16 protein-coding genes are annotated in these 21,259 nt (G+C 58.5%); 4 read left to right on the forward strand and 12 right to left on the reverse strand.

Annotated features, from left to right (window positions below; all coding sequences use genetic code 11):
- Nucleotides 1-14 precede the first annotated feature (14 nt).
- The 6 genes from DSCA_RS27415 to dinB form a co-directional block, all read right to left on the reverse strand.
- On the reverse strand, nt 15-1,442 hold the full coding sequence (locus DSCA_RS27415) for a trimethylamine methyltransferase family protein (protein WP_155319473.1): 1,428 nt from the start codon (nt 1,440-1,442) through the stop codon (nt 15-17).
- Nucleotides 1,443-1,506: 64 nt separating this feature from the next.
- The gene (locus DSCA_RS27420) at nt 1,507-2,733 is read right to left on the reverse strand and encodes an NAD/NADP octopine/nopaline dehydrogenase family protein (RefSeq protein WP_155319474.1); all 1,227 of its coding nucleotides are present in this window, start codon (nt 2,731-2,733) and stop codon (nt 1,507-1,509) included.
- Between the two features lie 27 nt (nt 2,734-2,760).
- Complete coding sequence (gene panB, locus DSCA_RS27425) at nt 2,761-3,606, reverse strand: 3-methyl-2-oxobutanoate hydroxymethyltransferase (RefSeq protein ID WP_155319475.1); 846 nt, start codon at nt 3,604-3,606, stop codon at nt 2,761-2,763.
- Nucleotides 3,603-4,034 (reverse strand): response regulator, encoded by a 432-nt coding sequence (locus DSCA_RS27430; protein ID WP_155319476.1) that lies wholly within the window; start codon nt 4,032-4,034, stop codon nt 3,603-3,605. The genes panB and DSCA_RS27430 overlap by 4 nt, the downstream gene beginning before the upstream one ends.
- 269 nt (nt 4,035-4,303) lie before the next feature.
- Nucleotides 4,304-6,205 carry a sigma 54-interacting transcriptional regulator gene (locus tag DSCA_RS27435; protein WP_155319477.1) on the reverse strand — a complete coding sequence of 634 codons (1,902 nt, stop codon included), beginning with the start codon at nt 6,203-6,205 and terminating at the stop codon, nt 4,304-4,306.
- 216 nt (nt 6,206-6,421) lie between these two features.
- On the reverse strand, nt 6,422-7,606 hold the full coding sequence (dinB, locus tag DSCA_RS27440) for a DNA polymerase IV (protein WP_197904680.1): 1,185 nt from the start codon (nt 7,604-7,606) through the stop codon (nt 6,422-6,424).
- A gap of 201 nt (nt 7,607-7,807) precedes the next feature.
- Between dinB and nifA the strand changes: the two genes are divergently transcribed.
- Nucleotides 7,808-9,331, forward strand: a complete 1,524-nt coding sequence (gene nifA / locus DSCA_RS27445) for a nif-specific transcriptional activator NifA (protein WP_155319478.1) — start codon at nt 7,808-7,810, stop codon at nt 9,329-9,331.
- A gap of 30 nt (nt 9,332-9,361) precedes the next feature.
- Here nifA and DSCA_RS27450 read toward each other — a convergent pair whose 3' ends face one another.
- Nucleotides 9,362-9,946, reverse strand: coding sequence for a hypothetical protein (locus DSCA_RS27450; protein ID WP_155319479.1), 585 nt, complete (start codon nt 9,944-9,946; stop codon nt 9,362-9,364).
- 251 nt (nt 9,947-10,197) lie between these two features.
- Between DSCA_RS27450 and thiD the strand changes: the two genes are divergently transcribed.
- Complete coding sequence (gene thiD / locus DSCA_RS27455) at nt 10,198-11,010, forward strand: bifunctional hydroxymethylpyrimidine kinase/phosphomethylpyrimidine kinase (RefSeq protein ID WP_155319480.1); 813 nt, start codon at nt 10,198-10,200, stop codon at nt 11,008-11,010.
- 63 nt (nt 11,011-11,073) lie between these two features.
- Here thiD and DSCA_RS27460 read toward each other — a convergent pair whose 3' ends face one another.
- The 4 genes from DSCA_RS27460 to DSCA_RS27475 all read right to left on the reverse strand — a co-directional run bounded on the left by DSCA_RS27460 (nt 11,074) and on the right by DSCA_RS27475 (nt 16,765).
- Nucleotides 11,074-11,268 carry a hypothetical protein gene (locus DSCA_RS27460; RefSeq protein WP_155319481.1) on the reverse strand — a complete coding sequence of 65 codons (195 nt, stop codon included), beginning with the start codon at nt 11,266-11,268 and terminating at the stop codon, nt 11,074-11,076.
- 35 nt (nt 11,269-11,303) lie between these two features.
- On the reverse strand, nt 11,304-13,400 hold the full coding sequence (locus tag DSCA_RS27465; protein ID WP_155319482.1) for a fibronectin type III domain-containing protein: 2,097 nt from the start codon (nt 13,398-13,400) through the stop codon (nt 11,304-11,306).
- Between the two features lie 439 nt (nt 13,401-13,839).
- On the reverse strand, nt 13,840-14,535 hold the full coding sequence (locus DSCA_RS27470; protein WP_167527977.1) for an anaerobic ribonucleoside-triphosphate reductase activating protein: 696 nt from the start codon (nt 14,533-14,535) through the stop codon (nt 13,840-13,842).
- 7 nt (nt 14,536-14,542) lie between these two features.
- A complete protein-coding gene (locus tag DSCA_RS27475; protein ID WP_155319484.1) occupies nt 14,543-16,765 on the reverse strand; it encodes a ribonucleoside triphosphate reductase in 2,223 nt (740 codons plus the stop codon).
- A 662-nt stretch (nt 16,766-17,427) separates the two neighbouring features.
- Here DSCA_RS27475 and DSCA_RS27480 point away from each other — a divergent pair.
- Nucleotides 17,428-19,911, forward strand: coding sequence for a vitamin B12-dependent ribonucleotide reductase (locus DSCA_RS27480; protein ID WP_155319485.1), 2,484 nt, complete (start codon nt 17,428-17,430; stop codon nt 19,909-19,911).
- An 83-nt stretch (nt 19,912-19,994) separates the two neighbouring features.
- Here DSCA_RS27480 and DSCA_RS27485 read toward each other — a convergent pair whose 3' ends face one another.
- Complete coding sequence (locus DSCA_RS27485; RefSeq protein ID WP_167527978.1) at nt 19,995-20,966, reverse strand: ChaN family lipoprotein; 972 nt, start codon at nt 20,964-20,966, stop codon at nt 19,995-19,997.
- A 25-nt stretch (nt 20,967-20,991) separates the two neighbouring features.
- Between DSCA_RS27485 and DSCA_RS32055 the strand changes: the two genes are divergently transcribed.
- Nucleotides 20,992-21,252, forward strand: coding sequence for a hypothetical protein (locus DSCA_RS32055; RefSeq protein ID WP_167527979.1), 261 nt, complete (start codon nt 20,992-20,994; stop codon nt 21,250-21,252).
- Nucleotides 21,253-21,259 lie beyond the last annotated feature (7 nt).

Consider the following 21,259-nt stretch of genomic DNA (forward strand, 5'->3'; position numbering starts at 1 on the left):
TCCCCTTCCGTCATTTAGCGGGACTCCAGTTTGGCGGTCCAGGCGTCCAGTTCCGCGAGAACCGCATCGTTCAGGGGCGGAACGCGATGGTTTGCCATAATATCCTCGATACGGGCCTGAATCGCGCCGTCCACTTCGGACGCGTCCGGGTTGTTCATCTTGCGGCTGAACAGCGTCGGGTAGAACACGCTGCGGAAGTTTTTCATGGTATGGGGGGCGCTGAGATAGGCGCCCGCCGGGCCGACTTTTTCGATCATGTCCAGGCAGAGGCTGTCGTCGTCCACGTCGACCCCCTGGGTGTAGTGCTTGAGCATCTCGATAATTTCATCGCACAGGACCACCAGCTTCGGATTGACGCTGTTGCAGTGGTCCGAGACGCCCACGTCGTGAATCAGGTTGGCCTGACTCAACAGGGTGGAGAAAATCTCCATGGTCGATTCGGCGACGGCCTGGTGGTCCAGGGTCTTGGCATCGGTGCAGCCGGCCGTGCCGTAAAACGGCAGGCCGTAGTGCGCCACCAGCTGGGACGCCGCTGCCACCAGAAGGTGAAATTCCACGGCGCCGTAGCTGCCGATGGTGGTTTTCATGTCCATGACCGAGGGCATGGCCCCATAGATAAACGGAGCGCCCTCGCTGGCCAGCTGGTGCAGAACCAGGCCGGACAGCGCCTCGGCGTTGCATTGGGCCAGGGTTGCGGCAAAACTCATGGGGGCGGTGCCGCCCATCATGCAGTAGGGCATGTAGACCACGGGAATGCGGTTTTCGGCGCTGATGATCAGTTTTTCCGTGCTCTCCTCAGGGTGGGTCAGCGGTGGAATCGGTTCGCAGTAGTTGAAGATGAACGGTTTTTCCTGAAGCTGTTTGTGGCCGCCGGCGACGACGGCGGCGATATCGATCACTTCCTGAAGCGATTCGATGTCGTTGGTAGAAAAGTTGACGGTTTTGCTGAAGTGTTTCAGGGTTTCGATGAAAGAGATCTGGGTCTGTATCTCCGGGCGCACATCCTTGGACATGCCCACCGAGAGGACGAAGTGGATGTTCGGCAGGGCATCCGCCAGCTTGCACATGGTCGCCGTGTCGGATTTGAGAAAATCGCGAACCTTCCCGGTGGTCGGGTCCACGAACTCCAGCTGGTCGGCATGGGTCCCGAAATAGACCGGGTTGTCCGCCGTGATGGTCATGGCCGGTTCGCCGGAACGGTTGTAAAGGGTCAGCGCTTTCGGGGCGGTCTTTAGCGCCCAATCCAGCAGCGAACGGGGAATCTTGACCAGATTCTCGCTGGTGACCTCGCAGCCGGCCTTCTTAAACAACTCCAGGCCCCGCGTACCGCCCACGCGCAGGCCCACCTTCTCCATCAAGTATACACTGGCGTCGTGAATGCGTTCGATTTTAGCCGGATTCAGAATTCCGAAATCGATATTCCGTTTTGCAGCAATCCCCATTGAAAGCCCTCCACCGGTCCGGCCCGGCCACGGGGAGTGTGGCCGGGCAACCGGTCTGTCGATGTTATTTTTTTTCGGTGTAGACGCCTTCTTGCAGGTACCGAAGCATCTCTTCCTTGGTCATGTGGTCGATCCCCAGGTATTCCAGGGTATAGCCCTTTTCGTAGAAGTCCTGCTCGGCCATGACGCTGGCCAGATTGATCAGGGAGTCCACGATCGGGGTTTTGACACCGAATTTCTTGCCCAGTTCGTGGTACACGTGGCAGCCCACCGGGATATCTTCGGTGATGTAACGGTTGTGGATGGTGAAGGGGCCCGTGCCGTACTGGATGTAATCGTGCTCTTCGAAGGGGATCTCATAATCCGGGCCCATGTACTCCGCGCCCAGGATGTTTTCCCGTGAGAAAAACTGTTTTTTGTCGAATTCCTGGATTCCCACGCCCATGGCTTCCGCCAGATTACACTGCTCCTGGTAGAGGCCGTACTGAACCCGGGAAATGGAGGGGCAGTATGCATGGGAGTAAATGGAGAAGTCGTTGCGTTCTTCACCGTAAATGACGCCCCAGTTTTCCATCACGCCCACGCCCAGGATGACGCCGGGGCAGTGGAGCACCGGGTTGACATTGGAAAAGCCGGTGTCCATGACGGTCTGGCCGGCGATCACCCCATCGCCCTGATTGATGCAGTCGAAGGCGCCGATATAGCGGGTGGAGGCGAGAAAATCCTCGTTGTCCGTCATGGGCAGCGATGCACCGCGCAGGTTGATGGCGCGGTAGTAGGCACGGATGCGGGGCAAAACAACGCCGCCCTTGATGTCCACCCGGCTGCCGTAGGGGGAACTGGACCAGCCGCCGATGATGACCTTTTTGTCGCATCCGGCCTCGCGCATCATTTTTCTCAGGACCATGGAGCCGTAATTGTCCGGGATGATGTGGATGACCATGCCGTCTTCCAGGGCCGGGATCAGCTTTTCGAAAAAGACGTTGTGCCCGATGGACGGGGTGGTGAGGATGACGATGCCCGCACCCTTGACGGCCTCGGCAACATCCGTGGTCACCTTGTCGAAGATGGCCTGGCCGGAGCGTTCGAAACCGTAAAGATTGAGTTGGTCGCCGTAGAAGGTCAGACCGCGCTCCTCCATGCCGAAAAGGGTCTGGTCCGAAAAAGGCGGCAGGTCGCAGATGCGCACGGTGTTGCCGGCCAGGGCGCAATCCCCGGCCACGGCCTTGCCCACGGCCCCGGCACCCAGCACTGCAACGGGTTTGTCCTTCAGGTAATCGATGTTGCCCATTTTTCATTCTCCTCTGGTGTTTTGAATTTATCGGTTCAACTGCTCTTCAAGTTTGGAAAGTTCGCCATCGACCATCTTGTAGGTATGCTCGTCAGCGGGGAAACGGCGGCTGCGCACGTCAGCCGCATATTCCCTGAACACCTTTTCGATTTCGCTGCCCAGTTCGGCGTAACGTTTGACGAATTTGGGCGTGAACGCCTGGAAAATACCCAGGACGTCGCTGCAGATCATGAGCTGGCCGTCGGCATCCACACCTGCGCCGATGCTGTAGACCGGTATGCTCAGTTCATCCCGGATGATTTTGCAGACTTCCGGCGGCACCGCCTCCACCAACAGGGCGAAGGCTCCGGCGGCTTCGATGGCCTTGGCGTCGCTGATCAGTTCCATGGCGGTGCCGGCGGTTCTGCCCTGGGCTTTGAAGCCCCCCAACTGGCCGGAGCTCTGGGGGGTCAACCCGATATGTCCCATGACCAGCATGCCGCCGTCGGCAATGGCCTTGATCTGCGGACAGACCCGGACCCCGCCTTCCAGCTTGATGGCGTCCACCCCGGCCTCCTTGTGGAAGCGCCCGGCATTGCGCACGGCCTCTTCGATGCTGACCTGGTAGGACAAAAAGGGCATGTCGCCGATAATGAATGTATGCGGGGCGGCCCGGCGGACAGCCTCGCAGTGACAGATGCACTGATCCATGGTCACCGGCACCGTACCGTCGTACCCGTAGACGCACATCCCCAGTGAGTCCCCCACCAGGATCATGTCCATACCTGCTTTTTCAGCAAACTGTGCGGTTGAAAAATCATACGCCGTGATCCAGACAACGCTTTCACCGGCAGTCTTTTTGTTCTGAAGATCGAATCTCGTCAGTTTTTTCACCTTAACCTCCGTGTTGAATGAGTGGCATTTTCGCCGCCTTGATTTCGGCCCGCAGCCCCGACCCTTCTATCGATCTGCCTGGCCATATGTTTCAGCAGACTTTTCAATGTTTCGGATCTAAAAGGCTTGGACATGTAATAGGTCACGCCGAGTGCCCGGCTGTTGGTTTCGATCTCTCTGGTGTTGTAGGTGGTGGTGCTGATGATTCTGACGTCCGGATTTTTCTTTCTGAAATCGGGTATCAGTTCATAACCCATGCAATCCGGCAGAAACATGTCCAGCAGGATCAGGTCGAAATCAGCTTCGCCGAACAGTTTGAGGGCCGCTTTACCGGTCCGCGCAATCGAGACCCGGAATCCGCAGCTCTCGATCATCTTCACGGTCGCTTTTTCAGGTTTTTCTGAATCGACAACGATGATTTTCAGCACCTGTATATTCCCCGGAAAAATAGGTTCCAATCGTTCGTCCAGATCGCTTCACCGGCTGGCCTGCTGCTAAAGACGTGCCACGTCGGAGAGATTGGTTCAATTATTCATATTCAATAGGAAACTTAACGGTTAGAGCCGGTAGGGGGGTGCGGGGCGGATAGAAAAAACACGTCAATAATGACGCACTGTCTGTGGGAATGTGGGACTTTTACCAAAAAATCTGCGAATTTGCCGAGTACGCCAAAAATAGCGCACCCGCCATCAGTGACCTATCCGCCGATGTGGTATTCATTGATCTTTCGCTGCAGGGTCCGGATGCCAATACCCAGCATTTTTGCCGTATGCGTCCGGTTGCCGTTATTTTCGGCCAGCATGGTCGTGATGTATTTTTTTTCGAAATTCCGGACTGCGGCCTTCATGGAGGTGTCTCGATGGTTTTTCAACCCGCTGGGCAAGGAAAGGCCGCTGCGCGATTGGGCGTCGTCCAGTCCGGGAAGGACTTGGGAATCCAGAACATCTTCTTTCTGGCCGGAGAGGTATCGCTGGACCATGTTCTGAAGTTCCCGGACATTACCGGGCCAGTCGTGGGACCGCATGGTTTGAATCATATCCTCCGGCATGGTGGCAATATTGTTTTCATCGCTGAACATCTGGAGAAAATGATAGATCAGCAGGGGGATGTCGCTGGGCCGTTCCCGCAGCGGAGGAATCCATATGGGAAGGATGTGGATGCGGTAAAAAAAATCCTGGCGCATGGCCCCCTGGCGGACCAGCTCCTTCAGGTCCCGGTTGGTCGCTGCAATGATCCGGACGTCGGGCTGCTTGATTCGGCGGTCACCGATGGGCATGTAGCCGCCCCCTTCGATGGCCCGGAGAAGCTTGACCTGCATGTTCGGGTTGATCTCTCCGATTTCGTCCAGAAACAGTGTGCCGCCGTCTGCGATATCCAGGTGGCCCAGCTTGTCGATGTTGGCGCCGGTAAAGGCGCCTTTTTTGTAGCCGAAAAACTCGCTTTCCAGCAGGTTGTCCGGGATCGCGCCGCAGTTGACGGCCACAAATTCCTTGCGGTTCCTCTCGCTCATTTCATGGATGGCATGGGCCACCAGTTCCTTGCCGGTGCCCGACTCGCCGTAAATGATCACATTGGCCGAAGACGATGCGGCCTGCAGGATCAACTCGTACACTTTCTGCATGGCCGCACTTTTTCCGATAATCTTGCCGAACCGCTGACTCCCGGTTTTCATCATGTTCATCAGGCGGATATTTTCTTTTTGGAGCGAATGCTCCACCTTTTTGTAGGCGGTCACATCTGCTGTGAAACCTTCGATGGCCAGCAATTGCCCCTCTTGGTCGAAAACGCCGGTGCCCTTTTCCCAGACCCACCGGTCTGTGCCGGCGGCCGTTTTGATCCGGTAGAACATTTCATAGGGCTGCTTTTCAGCGATGGCGCTTTCCACCTGGCGCCAGACATCGATTCTGTCCTGCGGATGGATGAGGTTTGCGTACAGGTCCCGGCTCCCGGTCAATTCCTCGGGAGAAAAGCCGGTGAGTTCAATGCAGCCCTGGCTGGCAAATTCCATCTTCCATCGATCCGAATGGATGCAGCGATAGGCCATGCCGGGCAGGCTGTCCATCAGGGTTGAAAGCCTGCGCTCGCTTTCCTGTAGGATGGTTTCCCAGTTTTTTCTGTCTGAAATATTGATGACCATGCCCACCATCCGGGTCGGTATGCCGTGCCGATCCTTTTCGACGGCGCTTCCGCGGCAGAGCATCTGGAAGTAGTCACCGGATTTCCTTCTGACCCGGAATTCGAACTCAACCTGCTTTTCACCGTGATCGACAGCCTCTGAAAATTTACGTCGGATCTCATCATCATCTTCAGGGTGGATGTAATCGATCCATTCATCGGAATTTTTCGGCCTTTCAAACGGAGCGTATCCCAAAATGGTATAGTAACTGGCACTGAAAAATATCCTGTCACCACCCACCTTCCAGTCCCAAAGCCCGGCATCCGAAGATGCCAGGGAAGCTGTCAGGAGTTCTTCGTTCTGACGAAGCACCTTGCTGAAATGCTGGTGCTCCATACTCCAGTAGAAGAGGTATTGCGACAGTGTCCGTTCAAGGTCGGAAATTTTCCGGGCGGCTGGGTATGCGGTGGAAGATGGATACATGGTGCTTGCTCGGCCAATGGTGTTGATGAAATCTGATCAATGCAACCACTGACCAGGTATGACGGTTCCAATGAAGCCTGCCCATAACACAATTCGGAACCGGTGCTCAACATCCTACTTAACCTGATCGGACAACCGCCTTTGAAACCCCGGATGGACATTCATTTTCGCAGGCCCGTTGCCGGCTGATGCAAGCCGGGCCTCCGGCCCAGACCCTCAATCGTCTCTTTTTCCTTTTCCTTCGTTCCCCAGCGCCAGTGTGCCCCGGCAAACCGCCGAGCGGCCGAAGCGTTCGGCGATGCGGTCCACGGCCCGGTCCACCTTCTCCCACCCGCTGCCCGCCGGGTCCATGTCGGGAAACAGGCAGGCCTGCCGGGGCGTGGTGTCGGCAATCAATGCGGATGCTCCCACGCCGATCAGCCGGACCGCCTTGTCCAGGGGCTGGCTGGCCAGCAGGAGGGCGGCCGTTCGGTAAACCGTTTCCGAACTCTGGCTGGGGTGGTCCAGCGTGAGGCTGCGGGTTGTCTGCCTGAAATTCGCGTCCTTGAGCTTCAAGGTAATCGTGCGGGCAAGGAATCCCTGGCGGCGCAGCTGGCGGCCCACCTCCTGGCTCTGCGCCAGCAGATGCTGGTTCAATTGGTCGTGGTCGCGGGTATCGGCGGGAAGGGTGCGTTCCGTGGATATGGATTTGGTGGGGGAATGGGGGGTGACAGCGGACGGGTCCCGTCCGTGGGCCAGATCGACCAGCCGGTGGCCGAATCTGCCCAGGCGGTGCGCCAGAACCGACCGGTTGATCGTCCGGACGTCTCCCAGTGTGGCGATGCCCATTTGCCTGAGCCGCTCGCGGGCATGTGCGCCGACACCGGGGACTTTTTCCACGGGCAATCGGGCGATGAACCCGGGAACGCGTTCAGGGTCCACGATGGTCAGGCCGTCCGGCTTTTGCATGTCCGAGGCAATTTTGGCCAGGAACTTCAAGGGGGCCACGCCGATGGAACAGGTCAGGGCAACCGAGGCGCGGATATCGGCCTTGATGGTTTTTGCCATCGCTTCGGGAGGACCATACAGCCGGCCGCATCCGGCCGCATCCAGGTAGGCTTCGTCGATGGAGACCTGCTCCACGACCGGAGAATAGCGGCGCAGGGTGGCCATGACCGATCGGGAGACCTCGCCGTAGCGGCCCTTGCGTGAGGAGACGATGACCAGACCGGGGCATCGCTGTTTGGCCATGAACATGGGCATGGCGCTGTGGATGCCGTATCGGCGGGCCTCGTAGCTGGCGGCCGCCACGACCCCGCGGCCCGAATCGCCGCCCACGACCAGGGGCTTGCCCTTTAATTCCGGGCGATCCCGTTGCTCCACCGAAGCAAAAAAGGCGTCCATGTCGATGTGCATTATCATGGGGCCACTTTAGCGGTTGCCGGTCTTCCTTTCAAGATGTGCTGTCGTATGGCGGGGTCTTCAGACCCGTGAAAACCGTTCGACAGAAATAAAATGGGCGTCATGGCTTTCGGGACTTGCCAGAGGTTACAAAAATGTTGTAATGAATGTCCGATTTTACAAATTTAGATTTTTTTTCGAGGAATTCCAAAGGAAAATGCGATGAAAGCCATTGAACAGGTTACCCTTTTTTACGAGATATCCAATGCCCTCAACGAGCATCTGGACCTTAAAAAATCCATGTACAAGGTGCTGGACATTCTTTCCAATTCCATGCAGATGGAGCGCGGCACCATCTCCATTCTCAATCCCCTGAGAAACGAAATCAACATCGAGGTGGCCCACAGCCTCTCCAAAAGCGCCATGGAGCGGGTGAAATACAAGCTGGGAGAGGGGATCATCGGGCGGGTGATCGAAACCGGTGAGGCGGTGGCCATTCCCAAGATCAGCGAAGAGCCCCTCTTTCTCAACCGGACCGCATCGCGCCGGATCAAGGGCATGGGTGAGGTATCCTTTATCTGCGTCCCGGTGCAGAAAGGCAAGCGGGTGGTGGGGGCCTTGAGCGTGGACAGGGCCTTTGACCCGGACTACCCGCTGGAGGAAGGTACCAAACTGCTTTCCGTGGTGGCGACCATGCTGGCCCGCCATGCCATCAACCTGGAGACCATCCATCTGGAAAAAGAGGCCCTGCGGGCGGAAAACAACCGTCTGCGGGACGAACTGGAAAACAAGTACCGCATCAACAACATTATCGGCAACAGCAACAAGATGCGCGAGGTGTTCCAGATGATCAGCCAGGTATCGCGCAGCAACGCCACCGTGCTGATCCGCGGAGAGAGCGGGACCGGCAAGGAACTGGTGGCCAACTCCATTCATTACAACTCCACCCGGTCCAAGGGCCCCTTCGTCAAGGTCAACTGTGCGGCCATCCCCAACAACCTGATCGAGAGCGAGCTGTTCGGCCACGAGAAGGGGGCCTTCACCGGGGCGGTCAAACAGAAGCCGGGGCGTTTCGAACTGGCCCACAAGGGGACCATTTTTCTCGACGAAATCGGCAGTATCGAACCCGATGTTCAAGTTCGACTGCTGCGCGTTTTACAGGAGCGGGAGTTCGAGCGGGTGGGGGGGCACAAGACCCTCAAGGTGGATGTGCGCATCATCGCGGCCACCAACAAAAATCTGGAAATGGCCGTCGAAGAGGATTCATTCCGGGGGGACCTCTACTATCGCCTCAATGTGTTTCCCATTTACATGCCCCCCCTGCGGGAGCGCAAAACGGATATCCTGCTGCTGGCGGACTTTTTTCTGGAAAGATACGCCGAAGAAAATGGACGTGAGGTCAAACGGCTCTCCACGCCGGCCATCGACATGCTCATGGCTTACCACTGGCCCGGCAATGTCCGTGAACTGGAAAACTGCATCGAGCGGGCCGTGCTGCTGTGCGAAGAAGGTGCCATCCACAGTTACCACCTGCCGCCGACCCTTCAAACGGGCAAGGAGAGCGGCACCCTGCCGGATCTCTCCCTGGAGGATGCCGTGGCGGCACTGGAAAAGGAGATGATCATCGATGCGCTCAAGAATACACGGGGAAACATCACCCTGGCATCGGAGATCCTCAAGACCACGGTGCGCAAGTTTGCCTACAAGGCCAAGAAGTTCGGGGTGGATTATCGCAATTACCGATAATGCTCTGGGGGCTGCGTCTGAGATGCCGTTTCAAGACGCCGCGTCGGGATTGGTGCGGATGCGGCTGACGATCGCGGACTCGCCGCGAATGGCATCGGCCAGCTGGCGGGTCAGGGTTCCTTTCCGGGACCGGATCTGCCCCGTCCCTTCGGACCGGTCGACCAGCCAGGTGACGTAGATTTTTTCAACCTTTGCCGTCACCCCGGCCATCACCTCCGACAGCCGGTCACGGGCCAGGGTGAGTTCTTCGGTCTGAGTGGCAACGATCTTTTTCTGATTGGGGAATTTTTTTCCGATTCGCTGCAGCCGCTTCAGTTCCCTGTCCATCATCGCCACGATGTCGTCCAGCACCAGCAGGTTGTGGTAGAGTGCGGTCGAAACGTGGTCATGGGTAAAGCGGATCAACTCCTCTTTTACCTTCAGGGTCGCCAGCTTTGTCTTGAGCGGCGTTTTTTTCAAATATTTGTTGTAGGCCAGGTAGCCGCCCCCGCCGGCCAGGGACAGCACCAGCACCAGGGCAATGGCAAGGCCGACGGCCCCGCCCCGGGCATTGGCGAACGGATGGGTTAACCGGTGCGGTTCGGGTTTCCTGCTTCGTTTCGACGATACCTGCATGGTTCCTCATTCCGGGGGCATCCGGAGCGCCTGATGGCCGATTTTCAACTTCGGTCGCGTTTCCGGATCGGTTTTCACTACCATTATCGGTCGCTGACTGAAAACCTGTATGTTTTTCGGAAAAAATTTTCCGGCGTCCGGCCGGCCCTGTTTTAAGTTGACGGCATTACTTTATTTTTATAAATTCCAGTCGTTTTTCCCATTGATAGTGTTCCCTCGGCTATCAAAACCGTTTCTCCAAGGAGCAGGATATGCGTGTGGCATTGACGATCGCCGGTTCCGATTCATCCGGCGGCGCAGGTATTCAGGCGGATTTAAAGACCTTTCAGGCGCTGGGCGTTTTCGGCATGAGTGCCGTGACGGCGGTGACGGTGCAAAATACACGAAAGGTATACGATATCCAGGAGATGCGGCCCCGGATAATCCATGATCAGATTACCTGCCTGTTTGACGACATCCCTATCCACGCCGTCAAAATCGGCATGGTGGCAAGCATTCCGCTGATCGAGGCCATCGCCGGCGCCCTGGGCACCATTGACCGGCTCCCTCCGGTGATCCTGGACCCGGTCATGGTTTCCAAAAGCGGCTACGCCCTGCTGCAGCCCGATGCGCAGGCCGCGCTGGTTCGGCATCTGTTCCCGCTGGCCCGGGTGGTGACCCCCAACCTGCCCGAGGCCGAGACCCTGCTGGGCAGGAAAATTGCCGATCTCGAAGACATGAAAGCCGCCGCCCGGGAAATTTCAGCGCTGGGGGCGAAAATGGTGGTGGTCAAGGGGGGGCACCTGAAGCAGGGCAGCGCAACGGATGTGCTTTTTGACGGAGAGGTATTCAGGATGCTGGAGAGCCGTCGCATCGACACGGAAAACACCCATGGCACCGGGTGCACGTTTTCATCGGCCATTGCGGCTCACATGGCCCGGGGCGAGACGTTTTTCGACGCGGTCGGCCACGCCAAGGACTATATTACCGGAGCGATTGAAAACGCCTTGTCGCTGGGACGGGGATGCGGTCCCACCCATCACTTTTTTGATCTGTACCGCCGGGCGGGAATGGGTGTCGGCTGAAGGGGAGGGCGGGGGGCGCCCTCCCCTCCGGCACTGCGCCAAGAGCGCACCCAATGATCCGGCTCAGGCATATTGCCTCATGTCGGTCCATGCGCCATGGCTGCTGCCTGCGCATGGTTGTTGTTTCTGCCGCCGGTCCGCGGTGGTCCGGCGTTCGGGAATGTACCAGTCGTAGGTCAGCACCCGTCGGTCAAAGCCGCTGCGCCGTTCATCCTCGATCGGCTCGTTTATCGGCAGGGTTATCTTCGCTGTGATCATCGCCGCCATCCTTTCTGACTGGTCCGGCTGTTCATTTATGGACGGGCGATTGCCCCCGCCAGGCGGTTAATGCCGCCCTTGATCCACTGCCAGGGACCATTGCCGGCAAGGGACCCCTTTTTGGGGGTGCGGATCGTCGATATAAAGCAACCGCCGCCCCCGCCGCCGCCTCCGTCTCCGCTGGTGGTGGTCGGTGGCGCACTGACCGCCGCGGTGGAAAGTCCGGCCGGGTCTACGATGATGCCGTTGGCGATGCCGTCGGCATCGCCATGGCCGCCATCCTTGACCTCAACGGTCACCGACTGACAGTCGGCGGAAAATACCGCGTGTTCGGAATAATCCTGCCATCCATCCACCGCATCGTACTTGAACCACGTGGACCCGTCGGGTGCCGCGTCGGAGAGGTGGATGGTCACCAGGGCGCGCTGACCGGGCTGATCGAGCACCAGCTTGTAGGCCAGCATGGCGGCGGGCAGACGGTCCGGCGTCGTCTCGTCAATTTCAAATTCTGCCGGATCCAGCAGGACCACCTGTTCGATTTCCGATATGGTGTCTTCGGATGCCACGGCGATTCCCGTGGGCTCACAGTTTCCGGCTGGCGATGAAACGGACCGGGTTACATCGGCCTGAACGTCTCCCCCCTCCTGATCGTCGGGGATACCGTTGCCGTCAAGATCATCATCGGCAGCATCGGTGACCAGATAGCTGGCGGCCGACCATTGGGATGCCCGTCCGCCACTGTCGAAAAACCGTACGCGCCAGTGATAGGTCCGGTCGCCATTGAGCAGCAGAAAGGGGATCCGCAGCTGGTCGAGCCGGCGATCGCTCACCACGTCCAGCAGGCAATCCTCCGAACTGGTCTCGTATACCTGCCACTGGGTGGCGATATGGGCATCGCCGTCAGCGTCCGAATAGGCTTCAAGCTTCAGCACCGGGTTGCGCGCCACTTGCGCATGGGAAGCCGGTGAGGCCACTGTCGGCTGCCGTGGCGCCGTTCCTGCACCCGGGTCGTCGGGCTCCAGCCCGGCGCGATATTCATCACGGTTGTTGATACCGTCCCCGTCCGGGTCGTCGCCGGCATCGTCGCCGGTGGGATTCAGCCCGAACAGGACCTCCCAGTGGTCGGGCATGCCGTCGTCGTCATCGTCATCATCCTCGACGTCCGGGGTGCCGTCGTTATCGCTGTCCGGATCGGTCGGCGGCGGCGTGGTGTCTTCGGTGTCTCCGGTGACGGTCACCCGGCAGGTATCGCTGCCGCTCGCCCCGTCGCTGTCTCGGACGGTCAGCCGGAATTCCAGGGTGGCCGTGTCCGTATCGATCCCGGGGGCCGTAACGGCCGGCCGGATGCTGTTGGCCGAAGAGAGAGCGGCCGGCGGTCCGTCGATCTGCTCCCAGAGGAATGAAAGGGTGCTGTCGTCCGGATCGGTCGAGCCGGATCCGTCCAGGGTAACGGCCAGGTTTTCCCCAACGGACTGATCGTCGCCGGCGTGGGCGGTCGGGGCGTCATTTACCGGGGTGATGCTGACTGCCGCCTGGGCTGAAGCCGTGTTGCCCCGGCCATCGGAGAGCGTATAGGTGAACGTGTCGGAGACGGTCTCTGCGGAATCGTGGACGTAGGTAAAGCTGCCGTCCGCGTTCAGGGTGAGCGTGCCGCTGGCAGGGCCGCTGGCCAGTGAAACCGCGAGCGCGTCACCATCGGGGTCGCTGTCGTTGACCAGCACACCGCCGGCGGCGGCAACGCTCAGGGTGCCGCCTTCGCTGACCGTGTAGCTGTCATCGATGGCGACCGGGGGCTGGCTGGTGGGATCGGCCGGCGTATAATGGACCTCTTGCGAGTCCGCACTTTCCAGGCTGCCGTCGTAGGCCCGGACCACGAAAAAATAGTCTGTCTGATCGTCGAGATTGCCGATGGTGCAGCCGGTCGCGTTGCCTTCCCAGTCCGGCTGGCTGTAATCATACAGCTGGTCACTTCTGCGGGCGAAGACGCGATACCCCTCGGGTGCGGGATCATTGGGGTCCCACTGAAGGCTTACGCTGGCCGCCAGGGCTGAAACGGCGGTTGTGAGAATTAAAAAAGAAAGGATGACGCTACTGATTCGGGCAGGGGTCAGGTGCCGTTGAATGTTGTGCATGCGAATACAATTCTCCTGGAATATTTTCGGTGTGTGCGCACGGACTGCACACGTCCATCGGGGGCATTTCCCAATCCACAGCAATAGGTCTGCCAGGTATTCTTCCGATGTGTTGGACTGTGGCTATGCAACCGATTTTATAAGTATAATATTTTTCAGGAGAGAGCTGCTGGACGGGTGCCCGGAATCGGGCCAACGGTGTCCGGGAACAGGTGGTAACATCGCTGCGCAAAATACGTAATCGACCGAGTTCATTTTAAAAGGCACTCTTTGACCAATAAGGGCGGCGATCCGGGGCAATCACCCCTGGCGCAGGTATGCGCCAGGCATCGGGGCGGGAAGGTGACCGGTACCCGGACCGGCAATTTGGGGGCGTCACTGAAATGACGGCCTGCCTCAGCCGGTCGAGTCCGACCGGATAAAGGGAGGGGGCACGGCTTCAGCGGATCATGCAGTGCCCGACAAAGGGGGCGGCCAGCTGCTTTAATCGCTGCATTTCGTCGGGGAAAATGGTCGGATCCTGGTGTCGGTTGAACGCAGGATCGAGGCACTCGGCCCGTCGATTGAACGGCTGGAGCACATAGCGGGCGGCCCCCTCGATCGTTTTGGCGATGCGTTCCACACATACCTGGTCCACAAAGGGTTTGGCGCAGGTGGTTCGAAACTCGTAGTCGGGGGCGGATTCCATGATGAGGCGGATGGTCGCGGTCAGCCGCTCCCGGATTTTCGGGTCAGGGCAAAAGGGGCCGTAGCTGTCCAGCGGCGCCTTGATGTCCATGGCCACGAAATCCACCAATTGCTGATCGAGCAATTTTCGGAGTACCCCGGGACGGCTGCCGTTGGTGTCCAGTTTGACCGGGTATCCCAGGGATTTGACGGCCCGGCAAAGATCGACAATGCCATCGGCCAGCGTGGGTTCGCCACCGGTAATGGCCACGCCGTCGAGCATGCCCCGGCGGGATTTCAGAAACGCGATCACTTCCGTCGACTGGAACCGTGCCGGGTACTCGCCCCGTGCCAGGTCGGCGTTGTGGCAATAGGGACAGACAAAATTGCAGCCGGTGGTGAACAGGACGCAGCTGATTTTGCCGGGAAAATCGATGAACGAGTTTTTCTGGAGGCCTGCGATGATCATACGTGGGTCACACCGTTCCCATCTGTCGCAGGGCATCGTCGGTGCAAACCGGATCCATCACGTCGTCGGTGCTGTCGGCCGTCCGCTCGCAGGGCCCATCCTCCTTCATGGCCACAGCCGCAGCGACCCCGGGTTCTTCGAGGTTGACCTTGAAGGTTTTACGCCGGCAGTACTCCGCCTGCTTGCCGTCGTTCCATTGCTTCACGGGTCTCAGGTATCCCACCACCCGGGAGTAGACCTCCGTCTCACGGTCGCAGTGGGAACAGCGGGGCTGTTCGCCATTGAGATAACCATGGGACGGGCAGACGGAAAAGGTGGGGGTCAGGGTGAAATAGGGCAGATGGTAATTGTCCGACACTTTGCGGATCAGCGATTTCACCGTCTCGATATCACTCACCTGCTCCCCCAGAAACAGGTGCAGCACCGTGCCGCCGGTGTATTTGGTCTGCAGGTTGTCCTGAAGCATCAGCGTTTCGAAGATATCGTCGGTGTGGTTCACCGGCAGCTGGGTGGAGTTGGTATAGTAGGGCACGGCGCCCTTGCTGACATCTTCCTCGTTGGCGCAAAGGATATCGGGATAGCGCCGCTTGTCGATCATGGCCAGGCGATAGGAGGTGCCCTCGGCCGGAGTGGCTTCCAGATTGAAGATGTCCCCCGTGCGATCCTGGATCTCGGAGATCATGGCCCGCAGCGTGTCCATTACCTTGACGGCAAATGCCTGCCCTTTGGCGGTGGTGATATCCGATCCCAGAAAATTCAGACAGGCTTCGTTCATGCCTACGATGCCGACGGTGGAAAAGTGGTTTTTCCAGTAAACGTCGGAGCGGTTCTTGATGGCCCGAAGGTAGAATTTGGAATAGGGGTAAAGGTTTTTGTCGGTAAACTGTTCCAGCACCTTGCGCTTGATCGCCAGGCTTTCGATGGCCAGATCCACTTTGGTTTTCAGGCTCTCGAAAAATTCCTTCTCGTCCTTGGCCACATGGCCGATGCGCGGCAGGTTGATCGTCACCACCCCGATGGAGCCGGTCAGCGGATTGGCGCCGAAGAGACCGCCGCCGCGCTTGAGCAGTTCCCGATTGTCCAGCCTCAGGCGGCAGCACATGGAGCGGGCGTCTTCCGGCGACATGTCCGAGTTGACGAAGTTGGAGAAGTAGGGGATGCCGTATTTGCCGGTCATCTGCCAGACCGTCTCCAGATTGGGGTTGTCCCAGTCGAAATCCTTGGTGATGTTGTAGGTGGGAATGGGAAAGGTGAAAACACGGCCCTTGGCGTCGCCTTCGATCATCACTTCGGCAAACGCCCGGTTGAAGGTGTCCATTTCCGTCTGGAACTCGCCGTAAGTGGCGTTTCGGTCCTTGCCGCCGACGACCACCGGCTGGTCCTTCAATGTGCCCGGCACGTAAAGATCCATGGTGATGTTGGTAAAGGGCGTCTGGAACCCCACCCGGGTGGGGATGTTGATGTTGAAGACGAATTCCTGAAGGGCCTGCTTGACCCTGTCGTAGCTCAGCTTATCGTATCGGATAAAGGGTGCCAGCAGGGTGTCGAAGTTTGACAGGGCCTGGGCGCCGGCCGCCTCTCCCTGAAGGGTGTAGAAGAAATTGACGATCTGGCCCAGGGCCGATCGCAGGTGCTTGGGCGGCCCGCTTTCGACCTTGCCTTCGACCCCCTTGAATCCGTTGCGCAACAGGTCCGTGAGATCCCATCCCACGCAATAGACCGACAAAAGGCTCAGGTCGTGAATGTGCAGATCCCCTTCGGCATGGGCCCGGCGGATTTCCGGCGGATAGATTTTGTTGAGCCAGTATTCCGAAGTGACATCCGAAGAGATGTAATTGTTGAGCCCCTGGAGCGAATAGCACATGTTGCTGTTCTCTTTGATCTTCCAGTCCAGCTTGCGGATGTAGTGCTCCACCAGGTCCACCTGGGCCTCGGTGGCGATGCGTCGGATCTGGGCGTGCTGTTCGCGGTAAATGATGTAGGCCTTGGCCGTTTTATAGAAAGGAGAGTCCAGCAGCACCCGTTCGACGATATCCTGGATTTCCTCCACTTCCGGGGTGGGCCCCAGGCGAAGCTCATGGGCCAGGGTGAGGACCCGCAGGGTCATTTTCTTGGCTTCCCGTTTCCCGAATTCTCCCGAGGCATTACCGGCCTTGGCGATGGCTGCAGTGATCTTGGATGGGTCAAACTCAACAATTCGGCTGTCACGCTTTTTGATCTGTTCAATCACGGGGGGTCTCCTCGGGTGCAATTTTCTGGTTGTGGTGGTTTGAAACGACGAAAAAATGCCTCGACCGGCATTTTTTCTATGGCGTGCAACATATCGGACAACTTCAGATATGGTGTAATTCCGGCCCCATGGATGTCGAGGCCATGAAAGGGCGTATATAACAAGATGTTGTTGTCTGTCAAGGAGCTTTTTCCATATGTAGTGGCCTTGGCGGACCGGGCGTGAGCTTCTCAACTCCTTGTGTTTGCTTAAAATACGGTGCGGTGGCGGCCGCGTCTCCATCCTTGTGCAGCAAAATTTCCATCGCTGGCGGCATATTTTTTTACCTGCAGATGTTGTGTTGAAAAGCCGCTTGACATACAATATGTTGTATGAGAAGGGTGGGTGTACACGCCGGAGCGGCAGGGGCGCGGCATTGACAGGCTCCTCCATGTTGACCCTGTATGGCAGGTCCCCCTTCCCCGCGCGCCGTTTCGGCATCGCCCGATTCAATGATACTTTCACAACAGAGAAATACCGGGGCGGCAGTCCCCGGTTTTCCCGCTGGTTGCGGATCCGGATGGTATCCGCCGCACGCTGGCAGCCTTTTTGGGGAACCCTCCGGCCGGCCCCCGGCCGGAGCTTGACCCGCCACTCATAAATCAACGGAGTTGCAATACCCGATGACACAAAAAGAGAAAATTCTCATCATGGACGACGGGAACGTGGATCTGGCCACCCATGTCTGGGACGACCAGGTATTCTGCAAACGTCTCATCGGCGCCAATGCCGTCAATAAACGTCAGGCCGAAGAGATCGCCCGGTTTATTCGATCGACCATTGACCGGATGGACCTTCGGACCATCACCCCGTCCATGGTGGACGAGATGGTCAAGGCCAAACTGTCCGAATACGGTCTGGATACCGCGGCGCCGATGCGGTTGACGCGGGATATGTTCGTGAGAAACGGCCTCGACCTTTGCGCCAATGCCAAAACCGTCCTGGAGCGGCGCTATCTGAAAAAAGATTCGGACGGCAAGCTCCGGGAAACGCCGGCCCAGATGTTCCATCGGGTGGCCCGGCACATCGCCCGGGCAGAGACGGCTTACGATGAGAACGCCGACGTTCGCAAGGTTGCCGAACAATTTTACACCCTCTTGGCGGACTTCAGGTTTTTGCCCAACTCGCCCACCCTGATGAATGCCGGCAGGCGCCTGGGACAGCTGGCTGCCTGTTTTGTCCTGCCCATCGAAGACAGCATGGAAGGGATATTCGACTCGCTGAAAAATGCGGCCATTATTCATAAATCGGGCGGCGGAACAGGTTTTTCCTTTTCCCGCCTGCGGCCGAAAAACTCCATGGTGGGCACCACCGGCGGCATCGCCTCCGGCCCCATTTCTTTCATGAAGATCTTCAACACGGCCACCGAGCAGGTCAAGCAGGGGGGCACCCGGCGGGGTGCCAATATGGCGATACTGCGGGTGGACCACCCGGATATCATGGAGTTTATCCACTGCAAAGCCGCCAATGCCGAGTTGAACAACTTCAACATCAGCGTGGGCATTACCGAGGCGTTCATGGAGGCCGTCAGGGATGACCGCACCTATGACCTGACCGACCCCCGCGACCGGCGGCCCGTGGGAACCCTCAATGCCCGTGAGGTATATGCGGCACTGGTGGAGCAGGCCTGGAAAAACGGCGATCCGGGCATCGTTTTTTTAGACCGCATCAACCGCGACAACCCCACGCCCGGGCTGGGCGAGATGGAAAGCACCAACCCGTGCGGCGAACAGCCCCTGCTGCCCATGGAGGCCTGCAACCTGGGGTCCATCAACCTCGCCAAGTTCGTGGCAGCCGATCCGGGTTCGCCAGGGATCGATTTCGACGCCCTGAAGGAGACCGTGTGGACGGCGGTGCGATTTCTGGACAACACCATCGACATGTCCCGCTACCCGCTCGAGGCCATCGACCGGATGGTCAAGGGCAATCGAAAGATCGGCCTGGGGATCATGGGCTTCGCCGATCTGCTGTTCCAGCTGAATGTTCCCTACAACAGCGACAAGGCCCTTTCGGTGGCCGAGGAGATCATGGGATTTGTCCAGGACGAGTCCCACAAGGCCTCCCTGGCACTGGCCGAGCAGCGGGGGGTGTTTCCCAACTACGAGAAGAGCCGGTTTGCCGGTGACAGCCGGCGGGCCTATCGCAACGCCACCACCACCACCATCGCTCCCACAGGAACCCTGAGTATCATCAGCAACTGCTCGTCGGGCATCGAACCGCTTTTTGCGTTAAGCTTTGTGCGCACGGTCATGGACAACGACAAGCTTGCGGAAGTCAATCCCCATTTCGAGGCGGTGGCCAAACGGGAGGGGTTTTACTCCGAAGCGCTCATGGAGGCCATCGCCGGGGCCGGAACCATCGCCCACATGGACGATATCCCGGAGGCCGTGAAACAGGTGTTTGTTACCGCCCACGACATTTCACCCGAATGGCACCTGCGCATGCAGGCCGCTTTCCAAAAACATACGGATAACGCCGTTTCCAAAACGGTAAACCTGGCCCGGGATGCCACCGTGGAAGATGTGCGCAAAATTTACGACCTGGCCTGGGAGTTGGGCTGCAAGGGGGTTACCATTTATCGGGACGGCAGCAAGGAAAACCAGGTGCTCTCCTTTTCAACGGCCAAAAAGGAAGAGGACGCCTTCATGATCGCCGTCCGCAAGCGTCCCGATACGCTGGATGGCTTTACCACCCGGGTAAAGACCGGGCTGGGTCAGCTTTATGTGACGGTGACCGACTATCACGGCAAGCCCTTCGAGGTGTTCGCCACCATCGGCAAGTCGGGCCGGTCCACCACCGCAAAAACAGAGGCCATCGGCAGGCTGGTCTCCCTGGCCTTCCGTTCCGGGGTTACCGTGGACAAGGTGGTGGAGCAACTCAAGGGGATCGGCGGCGAGCACCCCATTTTCCAAAATGGCGGGCTGGTGCTCTCCATCCCCGATGCCATCGCCCGGGTATTGGAAAACCGGTATCTGAAAGATGGGAAAATGAAAAGGAAGGGCGGCAGTCGCCTGATGGGTGAAGTCTGCCCCGAATGCGGCCAGACCATCAGTTTCGAAGAGGGCTGTATGACGTGTCACTTCTGCGGGTTCACCAAATGCGGCTAACTACTGCCCGTATCTACCATTTCTGAACGGGCAATAGACAATACATGCACACAATAAGGGATCAAAAGAAGAGCCCGGTGTGTTTATTTCTTTTTCTTTACCCCGCCCATCATCCGGCCGTGGGGCATGCGCTGGTCCGGGGTGACCCACAGGTAGTCGGCCCAGGACAACTCGGCTTCATCGCCCACTGATGCCAGGTAGACCGTTTTAAAGGGGGCATTTACCCGGGCAAATGCCCGGTTGGGGATGCCGAATTTGCGGATGATGTGGCCGTTGCCCGCCAGGACCACCATCGTCCCCGGTCCCGGGTGGTCGGCCACCGCTTCGGCCATGGCATCCTCCCAGGTGCACTGGGCTTCGTAGAAAAAATCGAAGGTATCCCTGCCGCGGAAGGCGTGCAGATTGAAAATTTCCTGCAGATAGGCCCGGTGGCCGGCATCGGTGGTGTTGATCACCGCCGGCAGGTGCCGGCGGTCCGCTTCCGAGAGGCTGGCGATGCCGCCCACCCTGATACGGGGTGGAATGTGAAAGGGGACGTTCAGGGCAATGATCCGGATCCCTTTTTCCTTTGCATATTCCAGAATATCGCGGTACAGCCCAAAATTGAAGCGCCAGTTGGCGTACCAGTGGGTCTGCTGCAAAAACGCGGTTTCGTCCAGCTCTCCGGCGACCCATCGGTCCAGTACCGCCTGGTAGGTGTGATCGAACATTTCCATGCCGATGACCAGATTCGATGTGTTCTGCGCGAGCGCCCGGATGACTTCCAGCTGAATCGCGTGATGAGACGGGTTGGTGTGGCTTTCGCCCACATAGACAACACGGTGCCGGGCCAGGTCGGCGATCATCTGCTGCCGGGTTACCACCGAGGCGGTATCGGTCTTCAGGATGGTATTTTCCATCAGTCGTGTCGGCTGGCCCTTGATGGAGAGGGTTTTCGGGGCCACAGCGCATCCGGCGGCAGCTGCCATCACGAGCGCGATGAACGCCCAGAGTTTATGCCGGAAGGATTTCCGGCCCTTGAGCGGCGGCGCCTGTGTATCGCAAGGTGGTGTCATCGGCCAATCGGTCCCGGAGGTGTGGGTGAGAATAAAATTTAAAAACGAACTGCTTTTCCGCAAGGCATTTATCCCGTGGTACGACTCGGAACCCGCCATGTTTCTGACCCTGGCCTTTGCCCTGGCGGTGCTTCTGTTCAGCATCGTCGGTGTGGCCGCCGCCCTGGACACGCCGCGATACCACGCCATCCTCTGGGTGCCCTGTCTGCTGGGGCTTCTTTCCCTGTCCATCACCATCTCGACGCTCATTCGCCTGATCAGAAGAGATTCCAACGGCCCGGTCTGATGGTTCC

Origin of the sequence: Desulfosarcina alkanivorans (assembly GCF_009688945.1) — a bacterium.
Lineage (GTDB): Bacteria > Desulfobacterota > Desulfobacteria > Desulfobacterales > Desulfosarcinaceae > Desulfosarcina > Desulfosarcina alkanivorans.